General features: G+C 74.1%; 20 protein-coding genes. 3 read left to right on the forward strand and 17 right to left on the reverse strand.

The window, feature by feature from the left end:
• Positions 1 to 6 precede the first annotated feature (6 nt).
• A complete protein-coding gene (locus HK417_RS04540; RefSeq protein WP_308123367.1) occupies positions 7 to 891 on the forward strand; it encodes an LON peptidase substrate-binding domain-containing protein in 885 nt (294 codons plus the stop codon).
• 11 nt (positions 892 to 902) lie between these two features.
• Here HK417_RS04540 and HK417_RS04545 read toward each other — a convergent pair whose 3' ends face one another.
• The 5 genes from HK417_RS04545 to lspA all read right to left on the reverse strand — a co-directional run bounded on the left by HK417_RS04545 (position 903) and on the right by lspA (position 7,817).
• Positions 903 to 1,508: a DUF2567 domain-containing protein gene (locus HK417_RS04545; RefSeq protein WP_222263784.1), complete on the reverse strand. Its 606-nt coding sequence runs from the start codon at positions 1,506 to 1,508 to the stop codon at positions 903 to 905.
• A gap of 100 nt (positions 1,509 to 1,608) precedes the next feature.
• Positions 1,609 to 5,178, reverse strand: a complete 3,570-nt coding sequence (dnaE, locus tag HK417_RS04550) for a DNA polymerase III subunit alpha (RefSeq protein ID WP_222263786.1) — start codon at positions 5,176 to 5,178, stop codon at positions 1,609 to 1,611.
• A gap of 224 nt (positions 5,179 to 5,402) precedes the next feature.
• Positions 5,403 to 6,200 (reverse strand): CPBP family intramembrane glutamic endopeptidase, encoded by a 798-nt coding sequence (locus tag HK417_RS04555; RefSeq protein WP_222263788.1) that lies wholly within the window; start codon positions 6,198 to 6,200, stop codon positions 5,403 to 5,405.
• Between the two features lie 12 nt (positions 6,201 to 6,212).
• A complete protein-coding gene (locus HK417_RS04560; protein WP_222263791.1) occupies positions 6,213 to 7,190 on the reverse strand; it encodes an RluA family pseudouridine synthase in 978 nt (325 codons plus the stop codon).
• 54 nt (positions 7,191 to 7,244) lie between these two features.
• Positions 7,245 to 7,817 (reverse strand): signal peptidase II, encoded by a 573-nt coding sequence (gene lspA / locus HK417_RS04565; protein ID WP_308123368.1) that lies wholly within the window; start codon positions 7,815 to 7,817, stop codon positions 7,245 to 7,247.
• A 264-nt stretch (positions 7,818 to 8,081) separates the two neighbouring features.
• Here lspA and mqo point away from each other — a divergent pair, with 264 nt between their 5' ends.
• Positions 8,082 to 9,566: a malate dehydrogenase (quinone) gene (gene mqo, locus HK417_RS04570; RefSeq protein ID WP_308123369.1), complete on the forward strand. Its 1,485-nt coding sequence runs from the start codon at positions 8,082 to 8,084 to the stop codon at positions 9,564 to 9,566.
• Between the two features lie 54 nt (positions 9,567 to 9,620).
• Here the strand turns inward: mqo and HK417_RS04575 are convergent, their stop codons facing one another.
• Positions 9,621 to 11,135 carry a potassium/proton antiporter gene (locus HK417_RS04575; RefSeq protein ID WP_222263793.1) on the reverse strand — a complete coding sequence of 505 codons (1,515 nt, stop codon included), beginning with the start codon at positions 11,133 to 11,135 and terminating at the stop codon, positions 9,621 to 9,623.
• 105 nt (positions 11,136 to 11,240) lie between these two features.
• Here HK417_RS04575 and ileS point away from each other — a divergent pair, with 105 nt between their 5' ends.
• On the forward strand, positions 11,241 to 14,399 hold the full coding sequence (gene ileS / locus HK417_RS04580) for an isoleucine--tRNA ligase (protein ID WP_222263795.1): 3,159 nt from the start codon (positions 11,241 to 11,243) through the stop codon (positions 14,397 to 14,399).
• 22 nt (positions 14,400 to 14,421) lie between these two features.
• Here the strand turns inward: ileS and HK417_RS04585 are convergent, their stop codons facing one another.
• The 11 genes from HK417_RS04585 to ftsW all read right to left on the reverse strand — a co-directional run bounded on the left by HK417_RS04585 (position 14,422) and on the right by ftsW (position 25,679).
• Entirely contained in the window at positions 14,422 to 15,108 is a 687-nt protein-coding gene (locus HK417_RS04585; protein ID WP_222263797.1) for a hypothetical protein, read from the reverse strand.
• An 86-nt stretch (positions 15,109 to 15,194) separates the two neighbouring features.
• Positions 15,195 to 15,917, reverse strand: a complete 723-nt coding sequence (locus HK417_RS04590) for a DivIVA domain-containing protein (RefSeq protein ID WP_222263799.1) — start codon at positions 15,915 to 15,917, stop codon at positions 15,195 to 15,197.
• A gap of 97 nt (positions 15,918 to 16,014) precedes the next feature.
• Positions 16,015 to 16,314 carry a YggT family protein gene (locus HK417_RS04595; RefSeq protein ID WP_222263801.1) on the reverse strand — a complete coding sequence of 100 codons (300 nt, stop codon included), beginning with the start codon at positions 16,312 to 16,314 and terminating at the stop codon, positions 16,015 to 16,017.
• A gap of 49 nt (positions 16,315 to 16,363) precedes the next feature.
• Positions 16,364 to 17,233 carry a cell division protein SepF gene (locus HK417_RS26060; RefSeq protein WP_306433749.1) on the reverse strand — a complete coding sequence of 290 codons (870 nt, stop codon included), beginning with the start codon at positions 17,231 to 17,233 and terminating at the stop codon, positions 16,364 to 16,366.
• A gap of 75 nt (positions 17,234 to 17,308) precedes the next feature.
• Positions 17,309 to 18,079: a YggS family pyridoxal phosphate-dependent enzyme gene (locus HK417_RS04605; protein ID WP_308123370.1), complete on the reverse strand. Its 771-nt coding sequence runs from the start codon at positions 18,077 to 18,079 to the stop codon at positions 17,309 to 17,311.
• Positions 18,080 to 18,084: 5 nt separating this feature from the next.
• Entirely contained in the window at positions 18,085 to 18,816 is a 732-nt protein-coding gene (pgeF, locus tag HK417_RS04610) for a peptidoglycan editing factor PgeF (RefSeq protein ID WP_222263803.1), read from the reverse strand.
• 117 nt (positions 18,817 to 18,933) lie between these two features.
• Positions 18,934 to 20,211 carry a cell division protein FtsZ gene (ftsZ, locus tag HK417_RS04615; RefSeq protein ID WP_222263805.1) on the reverse strand — a complete coding sequence of 426 codons (1,278 nt, stop codon included), beginning with the start codon at positions 20,209 to 20,211 and terminating at the stop codon, positions 18,934 to 18,936.
• A gap of 314 nt (positions 20,212 to 20,525) precedes the next feature.
• Complete coding sequence (locus HK417_RS04620) at positions 20,526 to 21,332, reverse strand: cell division protein FtsQ/DivIB (RefSeq protein ID WP_222263807.1); 807 nt, start codon at positions 21,330 to 21,332, stop codon at positions 20,526 to 20,528.
• The gene (murC, locus tag HK417_RS04625) at positions 21,329 to 22,801 is read right to left on the reverse strand and encodes a UDP-N-acetylmuramate--L-alanine ligase (protein ID WP_222263809.1); all 1,473 of its coding nucleotides are present in this window, start codon (positions 22,799 to 22,801) and stop codon (positions 21,329 to 21,331) included. The genes HK417_RS04620 and murC overlap by 4 nt, the downstream gene beginning before the upstream one ends.
• On the reverse strand, positions 22,798 to 23,979 hold the full coding sequence (gene murG / locus HK417_RS04630; protein WP_439957905.1) for an undecaprenyldiphospho-muramoylpentapeptide beta-N-acetylglucosaminyltransferase: 1,182 nt from the start codon (positions 23,977 to 23,979) through the stop codon (positions 22,798 to 22,800). The genes murC and murG overlap by 4 nt, the downstream gene beginning before the upstream one ends.
• A complete protein-coding gene (gene ftsW / locus HK417_RS04635; RefSeq protein ID WP_308123371.1) occupies positions 23,976 to 25,679 on the reverse strand; it encodes a putative lipid II flippase FtsW in 1,704 nt (567 codons plus the stop codon). Before ftsW ends, murG begins: the two co-directional genes overlap by 4 nt.
• Positions 25,680 to 25,684 lie beyond the last annotated feature (5 nt).

The following is a 25,684-nucleotide window of genomic DNA, read 5'->3' on the forward strand; positions in this document are numbered from 1 at the left end:
CCGGACGTGGCCGACGCTGCTCACCGACGGGAGGTCATCCCGCTGTTCCCGCTGGGCACGCCGCTGTTCCCCGGCGTCGTCCTGCCCCTGGAGGTCTTCGAGCCGCGGTACCGCACCTTGGTCGCCGAGCTCCGCGCGTTGCCGGACGGCCCCGGGCGCCGCTTCGGTGTGGTCGCGATCCGGCAGGGCTGGGAGGTCGAGCAGATAGCCCCCGCCGCGGCCCTCTACGACGTCGGCTGCACCGCCGTGCTGCGGGTGGTCGCGCCGCGCGCCGACGGCGGATTCCGGGTGGTCACCGTGGGCGCCGACCGGTTCCGCCTGCTGGAGGTGCTGGTGCCCGACGGCGAGGACGACCCGCCCTACCTGCGGGCCCGGGTCGAGTGGCTCGGTGACGAGGAGGCGGCCGAGGAGGCCGCCGGGGACGCCGACGGACTGGTGTCCGCCGACGGCACCGCGGGCACCGTCCCCGAGGAGGTCGTCACCGAGGTCGCCCGGGCCTCGCTGGAGGTGCTCACCGCCAACGTCCGCGAGCTGTTCGCGCGCTACATCGCCGCGGTGGCGGCCCGCCAGGCCGGCGGCGACCCGGGCGCGCTGCCCGAGGAGGTCCTGGAGGCGCTGGAACCCGACTCCGCCGCCGACGACCAGGACGCCGAGGACACGGCGGAGCTGCTGCGGGAGGTGAGCGAGGACGCGCGCGGGCTGTCCTACCTGGTGGCCTCCGCGGCGATGCTCACCACCGAGGACCGCCAGGCGCTGCTCGCCGAGTCCGCCACCCGGCGGCGGCTGGCACTCGAGTCCCGGCTGCTGCGCCGCGAGCTGACCCTGCTGGAGACGATCGGGGCCGTGCCGGTGCCGCTCGCCCAGTTCGCGACGGCGATGTCGCCGAACTGAAGAAGGACCCCCTATTCGGCGGGGACCTCGTCGTGCGGTCGACCGAGGTCCTCCTCCGTGGTCAGCGAGGCCGCGACCAGGTAGGTGAGGACGGCGACGAACGGGCCCACCGCGAGGGCGGCCGAGGCCCCCAGGCCCAGGCCCGTGCTGACGGTCGCGCCCACCTCGGACAGCTCCTGCTCGGTCGGCCCCCGGCCCAGCCACTCCCCCAGCTGCCACGCGACCACGCCGGCGGCGAGCATCCCGGTGGCCAGGGCGGTGAGCACCAGCGGGCCACGCCACCGGCGCTGCAGCCACACCACCAGGCCCGCGACCAACCCGAACCCGGCCAGCACGCAGATGAAGACCCCGTCGTCGGCCATGAACAGCTCCGCCGGGGCCGTGCCGCCCACTGGCACCACGTCGGTCGCGGTGACCCGGTAGTCGGCCCGCGGGGCCAGCCACAGCCACAGCCCGCCGGCGAGCAACCCGGTGGCGGCCAGCGCGAGGACGGTGAGCAGCGCCGGGCGCAGGTCGGCCCGGGCGTTCCGCAGGCCGGCCGCCCGCGCGGGCCGGACGGCCAGGTGCCCGGTCTCGGCGACCACGGGCAGCGGCCCGGTCGACGTGGAGGAGTGCACCCGGCCATTGTCGCTGGCCCTCATCCGGCCGGCCGACCCGCTGGCCCCCTGCAGGGGCCCACCGCGAGCCTGCGAGCGGTGGGGGGCAGGGGGTCCTGTCTCACAGCAGGGCGACGCTGGTGGGTCCGAGCAGCGCCTTGATGTCGCCCATCAGTGCCGTGCTCGGCCGGACCCGCAGACCCTGGTCGAGCCGCAGCACCGTCTCGCGCCCCCCGTTGAGCAGCTTGAGCTGCACCTCGGTCGTGCCGGGGTGGCTGCCGAGCACCTCCCGCAGCCGCTCGACCACCGGCGGGGTGCACCGGGCGGCGGGCATGGAGACCAGCACCGGCCCACGCGGGCCCTCGGTCAGCTCGGGGATGGTGACCTCGGAGCCGAAGAGCGAGGGGGTGTCGTCGCGCCGGCTGATGCGCCCCTTCACCACGACGATCTGGTCGCGGACCACCTTGTCCGACACCTGCGCCCAGGTCTTGGGGAAGAAGAGCACCTCCAGGCCGGCCTCGAGGTCCTCGATGGTCGCGATCGCCCACGGGGCGCCCTGCTTGTTGGTGCGCGGGCTGACCGCGGTGAGGATCCCGGCGACGGTGACGTTGGCGCCGTCCTCGACCCCGCCGGCGATGATCTCGGCCAGCGCCGTGTCGGCGTGCGAGGTCAGCACGTGCTCCACGCCGTGCAGCGGGTGGTCGGACACGTAGAGGCCGAGCATGTCGCGCTCGAAGACCAGCCGCTCGGACTTCGACCAGTCGGCGGTCGGGATCGGGATGTCCAGCGCGGCGCTGAGCGGGTCGCCGAGGCCCGCGGAGCCGTCGTCCTCACCGAAGCCGCCGAACAGGTCGAACTGCCCCTCGGCCTCCTTGCGCTTGAGGCTCATCGCCGAGTCGACCGCCTGGGCGTGGATCGCCGCGATGCCCTGCCGCGAGTGGCCGAGGGAGTCGAACCCGCCCGCCTTGGCGAGGGACTCGATGACCTTCTTGTTGCAGGCCACCGTGTCGATCTTGCGCATGAAGTCGGCGAAGTCCTTGAACGCGCCCTTCTCCTCCCGCGCCCGGACGATCGATTCCACGACGTTGTGCCCGACGTTGCGCACCGAGGCCAGGCCGAAACGGATGTCGGTGCCGACGGCGGTGAAGTCCCAGGACGACTCGTTGACGTCCGGCGGGAGCACCTTGATGCCCATCCGCCGGCACTCGGCCAGGTAGACCGGCCGGCGGTCCTTGTCGTCACCGACGCTGGTCAGCAGCCCGGCCATGTACTCGGCCGGGTAGTTGGCCTTCAGGTAGGCGGTCCAGTAGGAAACCAGCCCGTAGGCGGCCGAGTGCGCCTTGTTGAAGGCGTAGTCGGCGAAGGGCACCAGGATGTCCCAGAGCGTCTTCACCGCGGCGGCGGAGAAGCCGTTGGCCTTCATCCCGGCCTCGAAGCCGACGTACTCGGCGTCCAGGACGGACTTCTTCTTCTTGCCCATGGCGCGGCGCAGCAGGTCGGCCTTGCCGAGGGAGTACCCGGCGACCTTCTGCGCGATCGCCATGACCTGCTCCTGGTACACGATCAGGCCGTAGGTGCCGCCGAGGATCTCCTCCAGCGGCTCGGCCAGCTCCGGGTGGATCGGGGTGATCTCCTGCTGGCCGTTCTTGCGCAGCGCGTAGTTGGTGTGCGAGTTCGCGCCCATCGGGCCGGGGCGGTAGAGCGCGCCGACCGCGGAGATGTCCTCGAAGTTGTCCGGGCGCATCAGCCGCAGCAGCGAGCGCATCGGCCCGCCGTCGAACTGGAAGACACCCAGGGTCTCCCCGCGCGACAGCAGGTCGTAGGTGGCCGGGTCGGTGAGGTCCTTGCTGATCTCGTCGAGGTCGACCGGCGCCTTGCCGTTGGCCACGATGTTCCGCAGCGCGTCGTCGATGACCGTGAGGTTGCGCAGGCCCAGGAAGTCCATCTTGAGCAGGCCGAGCGTCTCGCAGGTCGGGTAGTCGAACTGCGTGATGATCGCGCCGTCGGCCTCGCGCCGCATGATCGGGATGCTGTCGATCAGCGGGTAGCGGCCGATGATGACCCCGGCCGCGTGCACGCCCCACTGCCGCTTCAGGCCCTCAAGCTTGCGGGCCTGGTCGACGACCTCGGCCGCACCGGGATCGGACTCGTAGCGGGCCCGGAACTCCGCGGCCTCCTTGTAGCGCTCGTGCTTGGGGTCGAAGATGCCCGACAGCGGGATGTCCTTGCCCATCACGCCCGGCGGCATCAGCTTGGTCAGCTCGTCGCCGACCGAGTACGGCCGGTCCAGCACCCGGGCGGCGTCCTTGATCGCGGCCTTGGCCTTGATGGTGCCGTAGGTGACGATCTGGCTGACCCGCTCCTCGCCGTACTTGCGCGAGACGTACTGGATGACCTCGCCGCGGCGGCGGTCGTCGAAGTCGATGTCGACGTCGGGCATCGAGACGCGCTCGGGGTTGAGGAACCGCTCGAAGATCAGCCCGTGCGCCAGCGGGTCGAGGTCGGTGATGCCCATGGCGTAGGCGGCCAGCGAGCCCGCGGCCGAGCCACGGCCCGGCCCGACCCGGATGCCGTTGTCCTTCGCCCAGTTGATGAAGTCGGCGACCACGAGGAAATACCCCGGGAAGCCCATCTGGGTGATGATCCCGACCTCGTAGTCGGCCTGCTTGCGCACGTGGTCGGGGATGCCGTTGGGCCAGCGCTTGTGCAGGCCCCGCTCGACCTCCTTGACGAACCAGGAGGTCTCGTCCTCGCCCTCGGGCAGCGGGAACCGGGGCATCAGGTCCGCGCCCTCGGTGAACTGGATCTCGCACTGCTCGGCGATCAGCAGGGTGTTGTCGCAGGCCTGCGGCAGCTCGGTGAACAGCGCGCGCATCTCCGCGGCGGACTTCAGGTAGTAGCCGTCGCCGTTGAACTTGAAGCGGTTGGGCTCGTTGAGCCGCGACCCGGTCTGGATGCACAGCAGCGCGTCGTGCGCGTCGGCGTCCTCACGGCGGGTGTAGTGCAGGTCGTTGGTGGCCAGCAGCGGGATCCCGAGCTCGTCGGCGATCTGCAGCAGCTGCGGGCGGGTCTTCTTCTCGATGGACAGCCCGTGGTCCATCAGCTCGGCGTAGAAGTTCTCCTTGCCGAAGATGTCCTGGAAGTCGGCGGCCGCCTGGCGGGCCCGGTCGACCTTGCCGGCCCGCAGCCACATGTTGACCTCACCGGAGGGGCAGCCGGTGGTCGCGATCAGGCCCGTGCCGTACTTCTCCAGCAGGTCGCGGTCGAAGCGCGGCTTGCGGTACTGGCCCTCGAGGCTGGCCAGCGAGGAGATGCGGAAGAGGTTGTGCATCCCCTCGGTGGTGCGGGCCAGCAGGGTCATGTGGGTGTACGCGGCCTTGCCGCGCGAGGACCCGCCCTCGCCGTCCTCGTCGATGAGGTTGTCGCCGAAGTCGAACGGCGCCCGGTCGAAGCGGGAGCCGGGCGTGTAGTAGCCCTCCATCCCGACGATCGGCTTCACGCCGGCGGCGTTGGCCTGCTTGTAGAAGTCGTAGGCGCCGAACACGTTGCCGTGGTCGGTCATCGCCAGCGCCGGCATGCCCTCCTCGGCGGCGGCCCGGGTGAGCTCACCGAGCTTCGCGGCCCCGTCGAGCATCGAGTACTCGGTGTGCGTGTGCAGGTGCACGAACGAGTCTGCTGCGGGGGTGCTCACGGTGCGGGGTGCTCCTCACGGGTCGTGCAGCCGCCTGGCACCGGAGGTGCACAGGGGCGGCGGGTCCTGCTGGGTGACCGGCGGGGAAGGCCGTTCAACGCGACTGCTCGGCACGGGGACCGGCGCCTTCGATCCTCGCACCGCGGAGGTCTACCAGCGAGCACCGACAGGAACGTTTCTCCGCGATGCGGACCACTCCGTCACGCGCGCCCCGCCGGACCCGGTCAGCGCGCCGCGGCCGGGAGCGCCGAGGACGGCACGAGCAGGAACCGCAGGTCGATGACCGCGTGCAAGAGGACCGGCAGCAGCAGGGACCCGGTCTGCAGGTAGACCGCGGCCAGCACGCCGCCGAGCACGCCGGTGGTGAGCACGCCGGACAGGCCCTGGTAGGCGTGGGCCAGCCCGAAGGCGACCGCGGCCACCACGACGAGCCCCGCCGTGGGGAGCCCGGGGACGAGCGCGGCGACCACGGCGAGCAGGAAGCCGCGGTAGAGCCACTCCTCGCAGATCCCGGCGGTGATCCCGACCAGGGCGAACAGGTGACGCTCGGTCCGGGTGCGCGGCAGCAGGGCCACCGTGGCCTGCCCCGGCGGCTCGGCGTGCCGCGGCTCCCCGGGCACCCGCGGGCGCGCCACCTCGGGCGGCGGGCCGACCAGCGCACCCGAGCGCAGGGCCCGCACCGACACGACGACCAGGACGGCGACGGCGAGCACGGCCAGTCCGGTGAGCAGCCCGGGCCACGCGCGGGGCGGGCCGAGCCCCACCTGCGCCGCGCTCACGCCCGGTGCGGCCAGCCACACCAGCAGGGTGACCAGCGACAGCCCCCACTCGAGCACCAGCAGCCGCCGGTAGAACGAGCGCCGGGCCAGCGGGTCGGTGCGCAGCCGCCCCTCGAACCGGCGGTGCAGCGCGTACCCGACGAATGGCTCCCCCACCACCAGGAAGACGGCGATCAGCGCCGCCGCGACCTGGGCCGGCCCGAAGTCGGCGAAGTCGGCGGGGAGCTCCGGGAGCGCGGACACGAAGGCGGCTGCTCAGCTCTCGGCGCGCAGGACGGCCACCGCGCCGGCGAGGTCGGCCGGGTAGTCGCTGGTGAACTCGACCCAGCTCCCGTCGGCGGGATGGGCGAAGCCCAGCCGGACGGCGTGCAGCCACTGCCGGGAGACGCCCAGCCGGGCGGCGAGCGTCGGGTCGGCGCCGTAGGTCGTGTCGCCGACGCACGGGTGGCGCAGCGCGGAGAAGTGCACCCGGATCTGGTGCGTGCGCCCCGTCTCCAGGTGGATGTCGACCAGGCTCGCCGCCGGGAACGCCTCGATGACCTCGTAGTGGGTCACCGACGGGCGGCCGCCAGTGACGACGGCGAACTTCCAGTCGTGCCGGGGGTGCCGGTCGATCGGGGCGTCGATCGTGCCGCGGGACGGGTCGGGGTGGCCCTGCACCAGCGCGTGGTAGCCCTTGTCGACGGTGCGCTCCTTGAACGCCGCCTTGAGCACCGAGTAGGCGCGCTCGCTCTTGGCCACCACCATCAGGCCCGTGGTGGCGGCGTCCAGCCGGTGGACGACGCCCTGCCGCTCGGCCGCGCCGCTGGTGGAGATTCGGTAGCCGGCCGCGGCCAGGCCCCCGACGACCGTGGGGCCCTCCCAGCCCGGGCTCGGGTGGGCGGCCACACCGACGGGCTTGTCGACGACCACGACGTCCTCGTCGTCGTGCACGATCGTCAGCCCGTCCACCGGCTCGGGCGCGACCGGCTCGCCCGGTGGCGGCGGGAGCTCGACCTCCAGCCAGCTGCCGGCGGTGAGCCGGTCGCCCTTGCCCCGCGCCCGGCCGTCGACCACGACGCTGCCGGCGTCGGCCAGGTCGGCGGCCACGCCCCGGGACAGGCCGAACAGCCGGGACAGCGCCTGGTCGACCCGCTGACCCTCGAGGCCGTCGGGCACCGGCAGGGACCGGAGCTCGCCGGGGCGCCGGCCGGGGGGACCACCCGCGGACAGCGGAGGAGGACTGCTGGTCACCACTCCATTGTGACCGGTCGGACGACGGCCCCCGCCCCGCCGGGCCGATCCGGGTCAGTCGTGGTCGGTGGCCCGCCGGCCGTCGAACTCGATCCCGCGGAAGGCGAGCAGGGCGCCGAGCACGCCGCCGCACACGATCGCCGAGTCGGCGACGTTGAAGATCGGCCAGACCTGGCCGTAGGGGTCGAACAGCGAGATGAAGTCGACGACGCCGCCCCGCAGGAAGCCCGGGTCGCGGAACACCCGGTCGACCAGGTTCCCGACCGCCCCGCCGAGGACCAGGCCCAGCGCCACCGCCCACGCCGTCGAGTACAGGCGGCGGGCCGTGCGCACGATGACCACGGCGACGGCCACGGCGATCAGGGTGAAGACGACGGTCGCGCCCTCGGCCAGGGAGAACGCCGCGCCGGTGTTGCGCGCCTCGGTCAGGTAGACCGCGCCACCGAGCAGCCGCAGCGGCTCCCGGTCCGACAGCGTGGCGACGACCAGCAGCTTGGTGGCCAGGTCGAGGGCCAGCACGGCGGTGGCCAGGGCCAGCAGCAGACGGGCCCGCGACCGCCGCACCGCCGGCTCGGCCGCGGACGGCCCGGCCGTGACCGGAGCCGTCGGGTCGGGCTGCTCGGACACCGGCGCCGTCCTCCCGTCGCGGCCCCCGTGGCCACGTCGCGGACGACGATAGCCCGGCGGGCCGGCGCTCCGGGCCGCCACCACGGCAACGGGCCTTCCTCACCCCGCCGGACGTGGTGCAGGCTGGGCGGTGGGCAGGCACCCTCGACGTGTGACCCATCTCATTCCCTCAGTTCGGGGCGAGGACCCCCTTCCGGGCGTGGCGACGCCGGGACGGGGCGACGATGGGGAGCTGGAAGCTCCGAGCTCAGGAAAGGCGTGAACGTGACCAGGGATGGTTCGCTGGACCCGGATGTCGTCCTCGTCGGCGGCGGCATCATGAGCGCGACCCTGTCCGCGCTCCTGGGCATCGTCGCGCCCGACTGGACCATCGAGGTCTTCGAGTCCGGCGCCGAGGTCGCGGGTGAGAGCTCCGGGCCGTGGAACAACGCCGGCACCGGGCACGCCGCGCTGTGCGAGCTGAACTACACGCCGGCCCGGCCGGACGGCTCGGTCGACCCGTCGAAGGCCGTGGGCATCAACGAGCAGTTCCAGGTGTCCCGGCAGTTCTGGTCGCACCTGGTCCGCGCGGGGCTGACCGACTCCCCCAAGACCTTCATCACCTCCGTGCCGCACATCAGCTTCGTGACCGGCCGGGAGGGCCACACCTACATGCGGCACCGCTACGCGGCCCTGGTGCCGCAGCCGCTGTTCGCCGGCCTGGAGTTCACCGACGACCACGCGGAGCTCGACTCCTGGGTGCCGCTGATGATGAAGGACCGGGGCGACCGCGAGGTCCTCGCCGCGACCCGTTCGCTGGCCGGCACCGACGTCAACTTCGGCGCGCTGACCCGGCTGCTGCTGGACAGCGCCGTCGGCCGGGGAGTCGGGCTGCACCTGTCCCACCGGGTGCTCAAGACCCGCCGGGGCACCGACGGCCGGTGGGCCACCACGGTCAAGGACCTGACCACCGGCCGGAAGCGCACCGTGCGCAGCCGGTTCCTGTTCGTCGGCGCCGGGGGCGGCGCGCTGCCGCTGCTGCAGGGCTCGGGCATCCCGGAGATCCGCGGCTTCGGCGGGTTCCCGGTCAGCGGCCAGTTCCTGCGCACCCGCAATCCGGAGCTGGTCGCCCAGCACCAGGCCAAGGTGTACGGCCAGGCGAAGGTCGGCGCCCCGCCGATGTCCGTGCCGCACCTGGACCTGCGGCTCATCGACGGCGAGCAGGCGCTGCTGTTCGGCCCCTACGCCGGCTTCTCCCCGAAGTTCCTCAAGGCCGGGTCCATCTGGGACCTGCCGCGCTCGGTCCGCACCACGAACATCGGGTCGATGCTCGGCGCCGGCTGGGCCAACATCCCGCTCACCCGGTACCTGATCGGCCAGGTGCTGCAGTCGGACAAGGCCCGGTTCAAGGCGCTGGAGGAGTTCGTCCCGACGGTGGAGTCCAGCGACTGGGACCTCGTCACCGCCGGGCAGCGCGTCCAGGTGATCAAGCAGGACGAGACCGGCCGCGGGATCCTGCAGTTCGGCACCGAGCTCGTGGTCGGGGCCGAGGGCACGATCGCCGGCCTGCTGGGCGCCTCCCCCGGCGCCTCGACCGCCGCCTCGGCGATGCTCACCCTGCTCGAGCGCTGCTTCCCGCAGCACATCGACACGTGGCGCCCGCGGCTGCAGCAGGCGATCCCCAGCTACGGCCGGAAGCTGTCCTCGGAGCCGGCGCTGCTGGCCGAGGTCCGCGAGGACACGACCCGCACCCTCGAACTGCAGGGCTGAACGGCCTCCCGCAGGGTCCCGCCGCGAGTTCGCGAGTGGCGGGGGCGGGGTCCTTCAATCGGTCTCCGAGGGCTCGCCGCGCTCGCCGCGCCAAGTGGCGAGCCGGCCGGCCCGGCTGACCGCGCGCAGCCGGCGCTCGGCCTCCCGGCGGGACCCGCGGGCGGAGACCAGCAGCGCCTGGTCCCCACGCATCAGCCGGGTGGACCGGTCGGGCACGAAGGGCCGCCCGTCACGGACGACGAGCACCACGGCGGCGTCCTCCGGCAGGCGCAGCTCGGGCAGGTAGACACCGTGCAGCCGGGACGTCTCCGGCACCCGCAGCTGCATGAGCTCGGCGCCGAGCTCGTCCAAGGGCGCGGATTCGACGTCTATGTCCCGCGGCGTGATTGGGGTGCCGATCCGCAGCAGCCGCGCCACCGCCGGCAGCGACCAGCCCTGGACGACGGTGAAGACGACGACCACCACGAAGACGATGTCGAACACCCGGGTCGCGTCCGGCACCTGGGCGGCGATCGGGAACGTTGCGAACACGATCGGCACCGCGCCCCGCAGCCCGGCCCAGGAGATGAACGCCTGTTGGGACCAGGGCATCCGGAACCACGCCAGGCTGGCCAGCACCGACAGCGGCCGGGCCAGTAGCAGCAGCGCGAGACCGATCAGCAGCGCCGGCAGCACCGCGTCGCCCAGCCGGGACGGCGACACGAGCAGGCCGAGCAGCACGAACAGCCCGATCTGCGCGAGCGAGGCCATCCCCTCGGCGAAGCCGATCGTGCCCGCTCGGTGCGGCAGCGCGGCGTTGCCCAGCACCAGCCCGCACAGGTAGACCGCCACGAACCCGGAGGCGTGCGCCAGGTCGGCCGTGGCGAAGGCCAGCACGCACAGCGCGAGAGTCGCGAGCGGGTAGAAGCCGACGAGCGGCAGCGCCGCCCTGCGCAGCAGCCACGCCCCGGCGACGCCGATCCCCAGGCCGATGACCGAGCCGCCGGCCAGCTCGCCGACCACCTCGGCCACCACGAGGTACCAGGGGTGCGTCACGCCACCGGTCAGCTGCTCCGACATGGCGAGGACCAGCAAGATCACCGGTGCGTCGTTGAGGCCGGACTCCATCTCCAGGGCGGCAGCCATCCGCCGCGGAAGGGGCAGCCGGCGCAGCGTGGCGAAGACGGCGGCGGCGTCGGTGGAGCTGACGACGGCGCCCACCAGCAGCGCGAAGCCCCACGAGAAGCCGAGCAGCCACACCCCGACCGCTGCGACCACGCCGACGCTGACGACCACCCCCACCGTGGCCAGCGCGATGCCCGGTCCGACGGCGCGGCGCACGTCGGACCACCGGGTGGTCAGCCCGCCCTCGGCGAGGATCACCACGAGCGCGGCCACCCCGAGGGTCTGGGTCAGCTCGACGTCGTCGAACTCGACGCTGCCGGGGCCGCTCTCCCCCAGGGCCACGCCCAGGGCCAGGTACAGCAGCAGGGAGGGCAGGCCGATCCGGTCGGCCACGCGCAGCGCCACCGCCGCGACCAGGACGACGAGGGCTCCGATGGCCAGCCCGACCGTGACCGTGGTGTTCATCGGCGCGGCCCCATGGAGGGGAGTGTCCCGTACGCGCCCGGGCGCGCCGCCGACCGTTCCCGCAGCGTCGGCAGGGTGCGTCGGGCGAAGTGCGAAACTTGTCCCGTGAGTGCCCCTTCCGGACCCTTCCGGGCCCTTCCCCCGCAGGTCGACCTGCCGGCCCTCGAGCACGAGGTCCTCGAGCAGTGGCAGACCGACAAGGTCTTCGCCCGCTCGATGGAGAACACGGCCGGCAGGCCGCAGTGGAACTTCTACGAGGGCCCGCCCACGGCCAACGGCCGGCCGGGCACGCACCACATCGAGGCCCGCGCGTTCAAGGACGTCTTCCCCCGGTTCAAGACCATGCAGGGCTGGCACGTGCCCCGCCGCGCCGGCTGGGACTGCCACGGCCTGCCGGTGGAGATCGCGGTCGAGCAGGAGCTGGGCTTCGCCGGCAAACCGGACATCGAGCGGTACGGCATCGCCGAGTTCAACGCCCGCTGCCGGGAGTCGGTGGAGCGGCACGTCGACGCCTTCAGCGAGCTCACCAACCGGATGGGCTACTGGGTCGACATGTCCACCGCCTACTGGACGATGGACCCCGCCTACATCGAGAGCGTCTGGTGGTCGCTCAAGCAGGTGTTCGACAAGGGCCTGCTCGTCGAGGACCACCGGGTCGCCCCCTACTGCCCGCGGTGCGGCACGGGGCTGTCCGACCACGAGGTCGCCCAGGGCTACGAGACCCTGGTCGACCCGTCGGTCTACGTCCGGCTGCCGGTCACCAGCGGCGAGTGGGCGGGCAAGGCCGACCTGCTGATCTGGACGACGACGCCCTGGACGCTGCCCTCCAACACCGCGGTCGCCGTCCACCCCGACGTGACCTACGTCGTCGCGCGGGCCGGGAACGGGGCCTCGTCGGCCGGCACGTTCGTCGTCGCCGAGCCGCTACTGGCCGCCACCCTGGGCGAGGACGCCGAAGTGCTCGCGCGCACCACGGGCCGCGACTGGGAGCGGGTGCACTACCAGCGGCCGTTCGAGCTGGTCGAGTTCCCCGAGGGCGACGCGCACTACGTCGTCCTCGCCGACTACGTGACCACCGAGGACGGCACCGGGCTGGTCCACCAGTCCCCCGCGTTCGGCGCCGAGGACCTCACCGTCTGCCGCGCGTACGGCCTGCCCGTGGTCAACCCGATCGACCCGTCCGGGCACTTCCTCCCCGACGTCGGGCGGGTGGGCGGCCACTTCTTCAAGGCCGCCGACCCCATGCTGGTGCAGGACCTGCAGAACCGCGGCGTGCTGTTCCGCGAGCAGCGCTACGAGCACAGCTATCCGCACTGCTGGCGCTGCCACACGCCGCTCATGTACTACGCGCAGCCGTCCTGGTACATCCGGACCAGCGCGATCAAGGACCAGCTGCTCGCCCAGAACGAGCAGACCACCTGGCACCCGGAGAGCATCCAGTGGGGCCGGTACGGCGACTGGCTGAACAACAACGTCGACTGGGCGTTGTCCCGCGACCGCTTCTGGGGCACCCCGCTGCCCATCTGGCGCAACGACGCGGACCCCACCCGGATGGTCGCCGTCGGGTCCCTCGCCGAGCTGTCGGAGCTGACCGGGGGCGACCTGTCCGACCTCGACCCGCACCGGCCGTTCATCGACGAGGTGACCTTCACCGTCCCCGGCGAGGAGGGCACCTACCGGCGGGTCCGCCAGGTCATCGACGCCTGGTACGACTCCGGGTCGATGCCGTTCGCCCAGTGGGGCGCGCCGCACCGCAACCAGGCGGAGTTCGAGGCCGCCTACCCGGCGCAGTTCATCTGCGAGGCGATCGACCAGACCCGCGGCTGGTTCTACACGCTGATGGCGGTCGGCACGCTGGTGTTCGGCAAGAGCTCCTACGAGAACGTCCTGTGCCTGGGGCACATCCTGGCCGAGGACGGCCGGAAGATGAGCAAGCACCTGGGCAACATCCTCGAGCCGATGCCGCTGATGGACCGGCACGGCGCCGACGCCGTCCGTTGGTTCATGCTGGCCGGTGGCTCGCCCTGGTCGGCCCGCCGGGTCGGCCACGAGACGCTGTCCGAGGTCGTCCGGAAGGTGCTGCTCACCTACTGGAACACCGCGAGCTTCTTCACCCTCTACGCCGACACCAACGGCTGGGACCCGGCCGAGCGCCCCGCACCCGCGCCCGCCGAGCGGCCGCTGCTGGACCGCTGGGCGCTGGCCGAGCTCGCCTCGGTCACCGCCGGGGTGACCGACGCGCTGGAGGCGTTCGACACCCAGACCGCCGGGCGCCTGCTGGCCGAGTTCGTCGACGACCTGTCCAACTGGTACGTCCGGCGCAGCCGGCGCCGGTTCTGGGACGGCGACCCGGCCGCGCTCGGCACGCTGCACGAGGTGCTCGACGGGCTCACCCGGCTCATGGCGCCGTTCACCCCGTTCGTGACCGAGCGGGTGTGGCGGACCGTGGTCGTGCCGGGCCGGTCGGAAGCGGTGGACTCGGTGCACCTGGCCACCTGGCCGACGGTCGACGAGGACGCCCGGGACGACGCCCTGGTCGAGGCGGTCGCGCTGGTCCGCCGGCTGGTCGAGCTGGGCCGGTCGGCGCGGACGGCGTCGAAGGTGCGCACCCGCCAACCGCTGGCCCGCGCCCTGGTCTCCGCCCCCGGCTGGGAGTCCCTCCCCCGCGACCTGGTGGCCGAGGTGGCCGACGAGCTGAACGTGCTGGAGCTGGTGGAGCTCGCCGGCGCCGTCGGGAGCGAGCTGGTCGACGTCTCGGTGAAGGTCGACTTCCGCGCCGTCGGCCGGCGGCTGGGCAAGCATGTGCAGGCCGTCGCCCGGGCGGTCGCCGCGGCGGACGCCGCGGCGCTGGTGGCCGACTACCGGGCGGGGACGGCGTCGGTCGAGGTGGACGGCGCCCCGGTGCCGCTGCTGGAGGGCGACCTCGTCGTCACCGAGACCCCGCGCGAGGGCTGGGCCGTCGCCGCCGCCGGAGGGCTCACCGTGGCCCTGGACCTCACGCTCACCCCGGAGCTGGAACGGGCCGGCCTGGTGCGCGAGGTGGTGCGCCTGGTGCAGGAGGCCCGGAAGTCCAGCGGCCTGGAGGTCAGCGACCGGATCGCTCTGTGGTGGACCGGCGACGGGCAGGTCGCCGAGGCCCTCACCGAGCACGCCGATCAACTGGCCGGTGAGGTCCTGGCCACCCGGGTGCACAGCGGGGAGGCCGGGACCGGCGAGGGCGTCGAGGGCCCGGCCGGCGCCCGGGTCTGGATCGCGAGGGCCTGACCTCCCGGCCCGGGCGGGCCCGTCAGTTCCGGCGGGCCCGCTCGCGTTCGGCCAGGTTGCGGTCGGGGGTGCAGATGCCGCACGGGGTGAACCCGTCGGCGCGGGCCTGGTCCAGCGGGATCGGGATGGTCGGCACCCCCGCGACGGCCGGGCACCGCGACAGGTGGTAGCGGGGGTGCTCGTCCACCACGAGCACCTCGTCGGTGAGATCCATGATCAGCAGCAGGTCGGTGAACTCGACCTCCTCCGCCGGTGGCTCCGCACCCACCCCGGGCGGCACCTCGGGTTCCGGCAGGCCGGCCGGGGCGACGCTCTGCGGCCCGGTCACCCGCCGCAGCGCCGGTGAGCTCGGCGGCACCGGGGGCGGGGCGACCCGCCGGACCACCTCGTCGTCCGCGGGCTGGGCCAGCCGGCCCAGGGAGCTGCTGCCGCCGGTGGCCGGCCGGACCGTCGACGGCGGGAACGCGGTCTGCGCCGGTGGGAACGCCGGCTCCTCCGCGGCGGGTGGCACCTCCGGCCGGCGTGCGGGCCGAGCCGGCTGGTCCGTCCGCGCCTTCCGCCGCCGCCGGAGCTCGCTGAGGCCCAGCAGGACCGCCGCCAGTGCGCTGGCGGCGAACGACCCCCACTGGAGGGTCGCCGACCCCTGCGCCAGGCCGCCGGCGAGGAGGCCGACGGCGACGAACACGAGGGCCCCCGCCAGGAAGATCACAGCCGGATGCTAACTGCCCGGACGCGACGGAGCCCCTCCCGGCCGGTGGTCGGGAGGGGCTCCGTGAGGGGAAGGGTGGTCCTTCCTCAGGCGCTGACGTGCTGGTTCTGCCGGCCGGACGTCGGCTCGGCCGAGCCGCGGCTGTCCAGGTCGCGCAGGTGCGACTCGAGGTAGGACCGCAGCCGCGTGCGGTACTCACGCTCGAAGGTGCGCAGCTCCTCGACCTTGCGCTCGAGGCTGGCGCGCTTCTCCTCGATCGAGCCCATCGCCTCGACGTGCTTGCGCTCGGCGTCCTGCTGGAGGGCGGCGGCCTTGGCCCGCGCCTCGCGCTCCATCGTGTCGGCCCGGGTGCGGGCGTCGCCGAGCATGGCGTCGGCCCGCTGCTTGGCCTCGGTGACCATCTGCTCGCTCTTGGTGCGGGCCTCGGTGAGCATCCGCTCGCTGTTGGTCTTGGCGCTGGTGACCATCTGGTCGGCCTGGGTCTTGGCCTCGTTGACGTGCCGCTCGGCCGTCTCGGTGGCCAGCGCCAGCATCCGGGAGGCGCGGATGGCCTCGTCCTCGCGGATCTGCGGGCTGGTCTGCGGCGGCGGCGCCGGTGCCGCGACGGTCATCGGAGCCGACTCGGGCCGGTCGTCCCGCGCGTTCGACCCGCCGGAGGCGCGCAGGTCGTTGTTCTCCTCGATGAGGCGGGCCAGTTCGGCCTCGACGACGTCGAGGAAGGCGTCCACCTCGTCCTCGTCGTAGCCGCGCTTGCCGATCGGCGGCTTCTTGAAGACGACGTTGTGGACGTCGGCGGGAGTCAGTGGCATGCGGCTCACCTCTGGTCGGACGGGAGGAACGGGGACGGACACGAACCGGCGGCTGACCGGCTCCGGTCAGCTCCCCGCTCCGGCAAGGTAGGTGGGGTCATGCGACGGAGAGCGCCAGGCTGTTCAGCACGCTCCGCAGCAGGATCACCGCGATCAGGAGGACCATAAACCCCAGGTCCAGGCGGATGCTGCCGAGGTTCAGCGGCGGGATGACCTTGCGCACCGCCTTCAGGGGCGGATCGGTCGTCGAGTAGACGACCTCCAGCCCGGCAGCGACCAGGCCCTGCGGTCGCCAACCCCGCGCCAGCACCATCACCCAGTCCACGACGAACCGGGCGAAGAGCAGGATCAGGAAGACGAGCAGCACCGACGACACGATCTGCAGGAGTAGAGCCACGGTCCTCGCTCGTTCAGGACACTCCGTGGGCCCTCACGGAGTGCGGTGGTCAGGGCTGGTTGAAGAACCCGCCCTCGCGGATTCGGGCCTTGTCCTCCGCGGTCACGTCGACGTCCTGCGGGCTGAGCAGGAACACCTTCGCCGTGACCCGCTCGATACTACCGTGCAGTCCGAAGGTGAGACCGATGGCGAAGTCGACGAGCCGCTTGGCGTCGGCGTGCTCCATCTCCGTGAGGTTCATGATCACCGGCATCCCCTCGCGGAACCGCTCGCCGATGGTGCGCGCCTCGTTGTAGGAGGCGGGGTGCACCGTGGTGATCCGGTAGGGCCTCTGGGCAGGCGCGGGGGCCGGGGCAGGTGCCGGGGTGGGCTCGGGGGCGACCGTGACCGGCTCGCTCCGCGCCAGGCCGGCGGACCCGGACACCCCGGTGGTCAGGCCGCTGCGCACCGAACCGCCGGGGAGACCGGCGCCTGCCGAGCCGGACCCGCCCGCGGGCACGCTGCTGCGGCCAGACGCGGCCGGGCCGGCGCCGACGGAGCTCAGCCCGCCGCCGTGCCGCGCGGCGGTGCTGCCGGTCGACGTCCCGGCGGCCCCGGCCAGGCCGAGCGAGCGCACGGCGGGGCGCCGGCCGAGGGAGACCTCGGGCCGGGGCGCGGGGGCGTCGTGGGCCCCGGTGGGGAGCGCCGACTCCGGGGCGTAGGGGGCGTCGGTGTAGTCGTAGCCGTAGTCGGTGGCCGGGTAGTCACCCTCGGGGCCGTAGCCGTCCTCGTAGCGGTCGTCCCGCGGGTAGCGGTCGTACCGGCGGTCGTCCGGCTCGAGATCGGTCTGCCGCGCGTCGTACCGGTCGTACCCGGTGCGCGCGTCGTCGTCCTCGACGAGGCCCAGGTAGACCCCCATCCTGCGCATGGCTCCGGCCATCGGGCGACTCCCTTTGCTCTCGTGCAGCGCGCGGCGCCTGACTCTGCTGTCGTTCCTGCGGGGTGGTGCTGGGTGTCACGGGTGGTGCTGGTGTGACTCGGACGGGCGCACGGATGCCGTGGCGCCCCCTCCCCCGGAGGCTAGGGGCCGCGCCCCGAACAACGCGGTACCGACACGCACCACTGTGGCACCAGCCGTCACAGCGGCCTCCAGGTCGGCGCTCATGCCTGCCGATATCTCCGATGCGGTGGGGTGGTCGTCGCGGACGCGCGCGGCGAGAGCGGCGAGCCGGGCGAAGGCCGGTCCGGGGTCCTCACCCCGGGGCGCGACCGCCATCAGGCCCAGCAACCGGAGCGTGGGGCGCTGCGCGACCACGTCGGCCAGCCCGGGCACCTCTCCGGGGTCGGCGCCGCCCCGCGTGCCGATCTCTCCCTCGGGCCCGCCCAGGTCGACCTGGACGAAGACGTCGACCACCCGCTGCTCCCGTTCGGCGGCCCCGGCGAGGGTGTCGACCAGGGCGGCGCGGTCGACCGAGTGCACGGTGGCACCCATCCGGACCACGGACGCCGCCTTGTTGCGCTGCAGCTGCCCGACCAAGTGCCAGTCCAGGTCCAGGTCGGTGAGCTCGGCCGCCTTGCCGGTGAGCTCCTGCACCCGGTTCTCAGCGAAGTCGCGCTGGCCGAGGGCGGCGAGGGCACGCACGTGGGCGGCGGGGAAGGTCTTGCTCACGGCCAGCAGCCGCACGTCCTCCGGGCGCCGGCCCGCCGCGCGGGCGGCCGCGTCGATCCGCGCCCGGACCGCGCGCAGGTTCCCGGCCAGGCGGTCGGCCGACGGGGTGTCCCCCACCGCCGTCAGCCGAGCCAGACCAGACCGGCCTGCCGGCCGGTCACACCGTCACGGCGGTGACTGAACAGCTGCCGGTCCTCCACGGTGCAGCGGGGGTCGTGCACGACCTGGCGGACGCCGGCGCCGCGGAGCACCTCGGCCAGCCCCGCGCGCAGGTCCAGGCCCGCGGTGTCCCGGCGGGTGCGCACGGCGCTCGCCGGGGCCACCTGCGCGACCTCGGCCTGCATCGCGGGCGGCACCTCGTAGTCGGCGCCGCAGACGGCGGGGCCGAGCAGCGCCTCGACGTCCCGCGGGCGAGCGCCCAGCCGGGTCATCGCGGCGAGCGCGGCGGGCACCACCCCGCGCCGGACCCCTTCCCGGCCGGCGTGGACCGCCCCCACGACCCCGGCCACCGGGTCGGCCAGCAGGACCGGCACGCAGTCGGCGACGAGCACGCAGAGCACCAGCCCCGGGGTCGCGGTGACCAGCGCGTCGACGTCGGCCACGGGGTTCTCCTCGGCGTCCTCGACGATCGCGACGCCGGTCCCGTGGACCTGCGTCATCCAGACCAGCCGCTCCTCCGGGACGCCGATCTCCCGGGCCAGCCGCTGCCGGTTCGCCGTCACGCTGGCCGGGTCGTCGCCGACGTGGCCGCCGAGGTTGAACGACTCGTACGGGGACGCGGAACGGCCGCCCCGCCGGTCGGTGAACACCCGTCTCGGGCGCACCGCCGACGAAGCGGCCGGACCGTCACTCACGAACGCGACCTCTTTCCGAGCCCCGCCACGAGCTCCATCGGCCCCGTCCCGGGCCCCGGCCTGAGCTTGCGAAGGTTGGGGAGGAGGGGGCCCTTCTCGGGGGGCACGGGGGTCCTTCTACTGACTCCGGAGGAACTCGGGGATGTCCAGCTCCTCCTCGAAGTCCTCGGACGCCAGCGGGCGACGGCTGCCGTTCCCGGAGCTGGGGATCGGCGGCAGCGGCGGGACGGTGATCCCGCCGCCGTGCGTCGCGGCACCCGGCTGGCCGGGACGCGGCGCGGCCGGCGAGGCGAACGACGAGGCCGGCGGGGTGGCCACCGGCGGCTGCGCGACGAGCCGCTCGCCGGTCTGCGGCGGAGAGCTCGACCGCGCGGGAGCCGGCGGGGCGGCGGACACCGCGGGCGCCGGCGCGGCGGTCGTCGCCGCGGGCTCCTTGCGGGTGCTGGGCTTGCCGCCGTCGAACCCGGCCGCGATCACCGTGACCCGCACCTCGTCACCCAGGGCGTCGTCGATGACGGCACCGAAGATGATGTTGGCGTCCGGGTGCGCCGCGTCGCTCACCAGCGAGGCCGCCTCGTTGATCTCGAACAGCCCCAGGTCCGAGCCGCCGGAGATCGACAGCAGCACGCCGTGGGCGCCCTCCATCGAGGCCTCCAGCAGCGGGCTGGCGATCGCCTGCTCCGCGGCCAGCAGCGCGCGGTTGTCCCCGCGGGCGCTGCCGATGCCCATCAGCGCCGAGCCCGCCCCGGACATGACCGACTTGACGTCGGCGAAGTCCAGGTTGATCAGGCCCGGCGTGGTGATCAGGTCGGTGATGCCCTGCACACCGGACAGCAGCACCTGGTCGGCGGTCCGGAACGCGTCCATGACGCTGACGTTCCGGTCACCCAGCTGCAGCAGCCGGTCGTTCGGGATCACGATGAGCGTGTCGCACTCGTTGCGCAGCTCCTCGATGCCCGACTCGGCCTGCACCGCGCGCCGCTTCCCCTCGAAGGAGAACGGGCGGGTGACCACGCCGATGGTCAGCGCGCCGAGCTTCCGGGCGATCGACGCGACGACGGGCGCGCCACCGGTCCCGGTGCCACCACCCTCGCCGGCGGTCACGAAGACCATGTCGGCCCCCTTGAGGACCTCCTCGATCTCCTCCCGGTGGTCCTCGGCGGCCTGCCGGCCCACGTCGGGCTGCGCCCCGGCGCCCAGGCCGCGCGTGAGCTCCCGGCCGACGTCGAGCTTCACGTCGGCGTCGCTCATGAGCAGCGCCTGCGCGTCGGTGTTGATCGCGATGAACTCGACCCCCTTGAGGCCGACCTCGATCATGCGATTGACCGCGTTCACCCCGCCGCCGCCGATGCCGACGACCTTGATGACCGCGAGGTAGTTGTGCGGAGGTGTCATGCCGCGCTCCCCAACTGGACCCTCATCCTCAGGTTAAGCCTTATAGTTATGTCAACTTCGGGCACTGGGCACGAAGCTAGGTGGGCCGGAAGAGGGCTTCAAGCACCCCTCCGGGCTCGGCGTGTCCACGACGCCGGGACACAAGGACATCGGCCGACCCGTCAGTCACCTCTGGCTCACCGGCTGTCACGACCCGCCTGGTCAACGTCTCATCCCCAGCTGTAGACGATGCGGCCGCCCCACGGCGCGCCCGGTACCGCGAACTCCCTGGGAGTTTTTCTGGGCCGGGCGTGTCGCGCGCGTCGAGCGCGTCGTCAGCGCAGGACGACGGCATCCGGGGTGCTCACGTCCAGCGTCTGGGCCGGCTCGAGGGTGCCCGCGTCGATCTGCTCCAACAGCGCCTCCAGGACGCGCGCCTTCCGATCCGCCTGCTCCGCGCTCCCCCACACCACCAGCCGGCCGTCGGTGAACGACAGCCGCACGTCGTCGGCGCTCAGCGCGGCCGCCCCGGCGACCTGCTCGCCCACGTCGGCGGGCAGGGAGGTCAGCGCCGCCAGTGCGGCAGCCGTGGCGGGGTCGTCCGGCCCGGGGTCGGTGACCGCGAGCGGGACCACGCCGGAGGGCGGGTCGCCGGTGATGGTGTCGAACAGGACGCCGTCCGCGTCGATGAGGTGCCGGGTGCCGTCCCGCTCGACCACGGCGACGGCGATCCGCTCGGTGACCGTGACCACCACCGTGTCCGGCCAGCCCCGGGTGACCTCCACGGCGGCGACCTGCGGCAACGCGGCGACCCGGGCCGCCGCCCCCTCCGTGTCCACCCGCGCCAGCGGCGTCCCGCCCGGGATGCCGGCGGTCTCGACCACCACCTGCTCGGAGAGCAGGTCGGTGCCGTCGACCTGCACGGTGTCCACGGCCAGCAGCGAGCTGCCGAGCACGGTCCAGGCTCCCAGCCCGGCCAGCACCAGCACGGCCCCCAGGACCGCGAGCAGCCGGCGGCGGGGGTGCGCCCGCCGGCGGGTCCGCCGCCGGGAGCGCAGCGGGGTGACCGCGGTGCCCCGGTCCGGCGTGCTGCCACGGCGGGAGCGCGCCCGGTCCCGGGTCGTCGACCCGGCGCGGCTCACCGCAGCGGTCCTCCCCCGGCCGTCCCCACCTGGTCGGGCTCGTCCCGCTCCTCCGGCGCGGCGAGCGCGGCGAGCACCTCCGGTCCCACCATCGAGACGTCCCCGGCGCCCATAGTGACCACCACGTCCCCGGGGCGGGCCCGCGCCGCGAGGGCCGGCGCGGCGGCCGACCAGGAGGGCTCGAACGCCACCTGCGCGGCCGGCAGCGGCACCGCGTCGGCCACCAGGGCGCCGGTGACACCGGGCACCGGGTCCTCGCGGGCGCCGTAGACCTCCATGACCACGACCTCGTCCGCCAGCCCGAGGGCCTGGCCGAAGCCGACGGCGAACTCCGCGGTCCGGCTGTAGAGGTGCGGCTGGAAGAGCACCAGCAGCCGGCCGGACCCGGTGACCGCCCGGGCCGCGCGCAGCTGCGCGGCGACCTCGGTCGGGTGGTGGGCGTAGTCGTCGTACACGCGCACCCCGGCGACGGTGCCCTTGAGCTCGAAGCGCCGGTGCACGCCCCCGAACCGGCCCAGCCCGGCGATCAGGTCCGCGGCCGGCAGGCCCAGCTCGATGCCGGCGAGCAGGGCCGCCGCGCTGTTCAGGGCCATGTGCTCGCCGGGCAGCCGGATGTGCACGGCACCGAGGTCCCGGCCGTCGAGCACCGCCCGGTAACGGGTGCCGTCCGGCCCGACGCGCAGGTCCAGCAGCCGCAGGTCCGCGGACTCCGCGGTGCCGTAGGTGCGCACCGGGGCGGGGGTGCCGGCGGTGGCCAGCCGGGCGGCGCCCGGGTCGTCGACGCACAGCACCAGGAAGCCCTCGGCGGGCAGCGCACGGACGAAGGTGTCGAAGGCCGCCTCGACCGCGGCCAGGTCGCCGTAGTTGTCCAGGTGGTCGGCCTCGACGTTGGTGACGATCGCGGCGTGCGGGGCCAGGAGCAGGAACGAGCGGTCGCTCTCGTCGGCCTCGGCGACGAAGACGTCACCCTCCCCGGCGTGCGCGTTGGAGCCGGACTCGTTGAGCGTGCCGCCGATCGCGAACGACGGGTCGGCGCCGCAGGCCTGCACCGCGACCGTGAGCATCGAGGTGGTCGAGGTCTTGCCGTGCGTGCCGGCGACCGCGACGCTCCGCCGGCCGGCCATGACCGAGGCCAGCGCGACCGCGCGCGGCAGCACCCGCAGGCCCCGCTCGCGGGCGGTGGCGAGCTCGGGGTTCTCCGGTCGGATGGCGGTGGAGACCACCACCGTGTCGGCGTCCCCGAGGTGACCGGCCTCGTGGCCGACCTCGACCCGGGCACCCAGCGCGGCCAGCGCGCGCAGCGCCGGGGAGTCCCGCCGGTCGGTGCCCGACACCCGCAGCCCGCGGGCCAGCATGATCCGGGCGATGCCGCTCATCCCGGCGCCGCCGATCCCGACGAAGTGCACCGCGCCCAGGGAGTCCAGGGCCGGGATGGGGTCCCGCCACGCGGCGACGTCGGCCGCAGTCACCGGGCCACCTCCAGCACCATGTCGGCCAGCTTCTCGTCCGCGTCGCGCGCGCCGGCCGCGGCCGCGTGCGCGGCCAGGTCCGACAGCCGCTGCGGGTCGGTGAGCAGCGGGACGACCTCCCGTTCGATCCACGACGGCGACAGGTCGGCGTCGGCGACCAGCAGCCCTCCCCCGGCCTCGACCACGGGCAGGGCGTTGAGCCGCTGCTCGCCGTTGCCGATCGGCAGCGGCACGAACACGGCCGGCAGCCCGACCGCGGACAGCTCCGCGACGGTCACCGCCCCGGACCGGCACAGCGCCAGGTCCGCGGCCGCGTAGGCGAGGTCCATCCGTTCCAGGTAGTCGACCACCACGTAGGGCGCGGCACCGGCCGGCCGGGCCGGGACGGTGACGTCGGTATTCTTCGGGCCCCGGGCGTGCAGCACCTGGATGCCCGCCGCGGTCAGCGCGTCGGCGGCGGCGGTCGCGGCCCGGTTGAGCGAGGCCGCGCCCTGCGAGCCGCCGAAGACCAGCAGCGTGGGCCGGTCGCCGTCCAGACCGAAGTGCGCCCGCGCCTCGGCGCGCCGGGCGGCGCGGTCCAGCCCGGAGATCGCCGTCCGCAGCGGCATGCCGACGTGCTCACCGCGGTGCAGCGGCGTGCCGGGGACGGTCACCGCCACCCGGGCGGCCAGCCGGGCGCCGATCCGGTTGGCCAGCCCCGGCAGCGCGTTCTGCTCGTGCACCACCACCGGGATGCCGGCCCGCCGCGCGGCCAGGTAGGCCGGCAGCGCGACGTAGCCGCCGAAACCGACGACGACGTCGGCGCCCAGCTCGGTCAGCAGGTCGCGGGTCTCGGTGACGGCGCGGCGGACCCGGCCGGGCACCCGGAGCAGGTCGGGGGTCGGCCGGCGCGGCAGCGGGACCGGCGGGATCAGCCGCAGGTCGTACCCGCGGGCGGGCACCAGCCGGGTCTCCATGCCCCGCGAGGTGCCCAGGCACGTGACGCGGGGAGCGCCGGCCGGACCGGTGGCCCGGCGGGTCAGCGCGTCGGCCAGCGCGAGCATGGGCTCGATGTGGCCGCCGGTGCCGCCGCCGGCGAGCACGACGGACGGCGGACGTGGAACGGGGGCGGTGGAGGGCGCGCCGGTGGCCGGCTCAGCCGCTCCGGGGGTGCCCGGCGCGGGCTGGGGGGAGGTCACTGCGGGCGTCCTGGCCGTTCCGTTCGGGGAAGGTGGGACCGCGGCGCCGTCCGGACCCGGGCACCGGGCGGCTCTCCGGCGCCCGCGGGGCGGCGGACCGGAGCCGACCCGGCAGCGGGGCTGCGCCGGGGGTGGTCGGTCGAGCGGTCACCGGCGCTGGGCCGGCCACGGACAGTCTGCCGCTGACTCCCGGGTCGGCGCTCGTCCGGGGTCGGCGCCCACCGCCCGTCCGCGGCGTCCCGCCGGTCGCCGCCGAGCCGCGCGACCGTGTTCGGCCTGCGGGCCGGGCTCCCGTCGGCGCGCCGCTGCGGCGTGGGCTCGAGGTCGACGCGGATGCGGCCGGGAGCCCGGGTGACGGTCCGGGCGGAGGCTCGCGCCCGCGTCCGGGGCGCGGCCTCCCGCGTGCTGGACCGGCGACGGCGGGACGGGACCGGCTCCACGGACGCCGTGGGCACCGGCAGCAGCAGGCGCAGCAGCGGGTTGCGCTGCTGGGCGCGCTGGTGGGCGATCGCCGCGGGCTCCGCCCGGGCGAACCGGGCGAGCAGGCCGACGATGAACAGGGTGAGGACCAGCGACGTCCCGCCGGCGGAGATCAGCGGCAGCTGGACGCCGGTCACCGGGAGCAGGCCGACGACGTAGCCCATGTTCATCGTCGCCTGGCCGATCAGCCAGACGGTGATCGCGACGCTGGCCAGCTGGATGAACCGGTCGGTGGCGCGCCGGGCGATCCGGAACCCGGCGTAGGTGAGGATCGCGTAGAGGACGACGACCACCAGGCAGCCGAGGAAGCCCAGCTCCTCGCCGATGATCGCGAAGATGTAGTCGGACTCCGCGTGCGGGAGCAGGTTCCACTTCATCGCGCTGTTGCCCAGGCCCACGCCCCAGAACCCGCCGGTGGCCAGGGCGTACAGGCCGTGGCAGGCCTGGTACCCGCCGTCGGCGGCGTCGGAGCAGGGGTCGATGAACGAGGTCAACCGCGCCATCCGGTAGGGGGCCACCGCGACCATCAGCCAGACCAGGCCGGCGACCCCGAGGACGCCCCAGCCGACGTACCGCCAGCCGATCCCGCCGGCCCACATCAGCCCGGCGACCACCAGGCCCAGGCTGACCACCGCGCCCATGTCCGGCTCGGCCAGCAGCAGCAGCGACATCAGGACGAAGACCGGGAGGACCGGCACGAGCAGCGACTGCGTCGTCAGGTACTTCTCGCGCAGGGCGATGACGTGCGCACCCCACAGTGCGAACACCAGCTTGCCCAGCTCGGAGGGCTGGAAGTTGGTGACGCCCAGGTCGAACCAGGCGCGCGAGCCGTTGAGCTTGATGCCGAGACCGGGCACCAGCACGAGCACCAGCAGGAGGAAGACGACGAGCATCGCCCGGCCCGACCACTGGCGGATCCGGCTGACCGGCAGCCGCATGGCGGCGACCATGCCGACCACGCCGATGGCCGCGAAGACGATCTGCCGGACGCCGGGCAGCCAGGCCGGCTGGTCGTCGAGGGCCGCCTCGATGGAGGAGGCGGAGAAGACCATCACCAGGCCGACGACCAGCAGCATGCCGGCCGACCCGAGGACCAGGTGGGAGCTGGTCATCGGCCCGTCGAGCCAGGCGGGCACCTGCAGCCCGCCACGGGTCCGGGGGGCGCGCGGCGGACCGGGCTGCTCCCGGGCCCCGGTGCGCTCCCGGGTGCTGGTGCTCACCGCCC

The sequence above is a fragment of the Modestobacter marinus genome (genome assembly GCF_019799945.1).
GTDB lineage: Bacteria > Actinomycetota > Actinomycetes > Mycobacteriales > Geodermatophilaceae > Modestobacter > Modestobacter marinus_B.

Coding starts and splice junctions, on each gene's coding strand:
- HK417_RS04575 (WP_222263793.1), bottom strand. CDS start 11,135: ATGAACACCACGGTCACGGTCGGGCTGGCCATCGGAGCCCTCGTCGTC.
- HK417_RS04590 (WP_222263799.1), bottom strand. CDS start 15,917: ATGCCACTGACTCCCGCCGACGTCCACAACGTCGTCTTCAAGAAGCCG.
- HK417_RS26060 (WP_306433749.1), bottom strand. CDS start 17,233: ATGGCCGGAGCCATGCGCAGGATGGGGGTCTACCTGGGCCTCGTCGAG.
- ftsZ (WP_222263805.1), bottom strand. CDS start 20,211: ATGACACCTCCGCACAACTACCTCGCGGTCATCAAGGTCGTCGGCATC.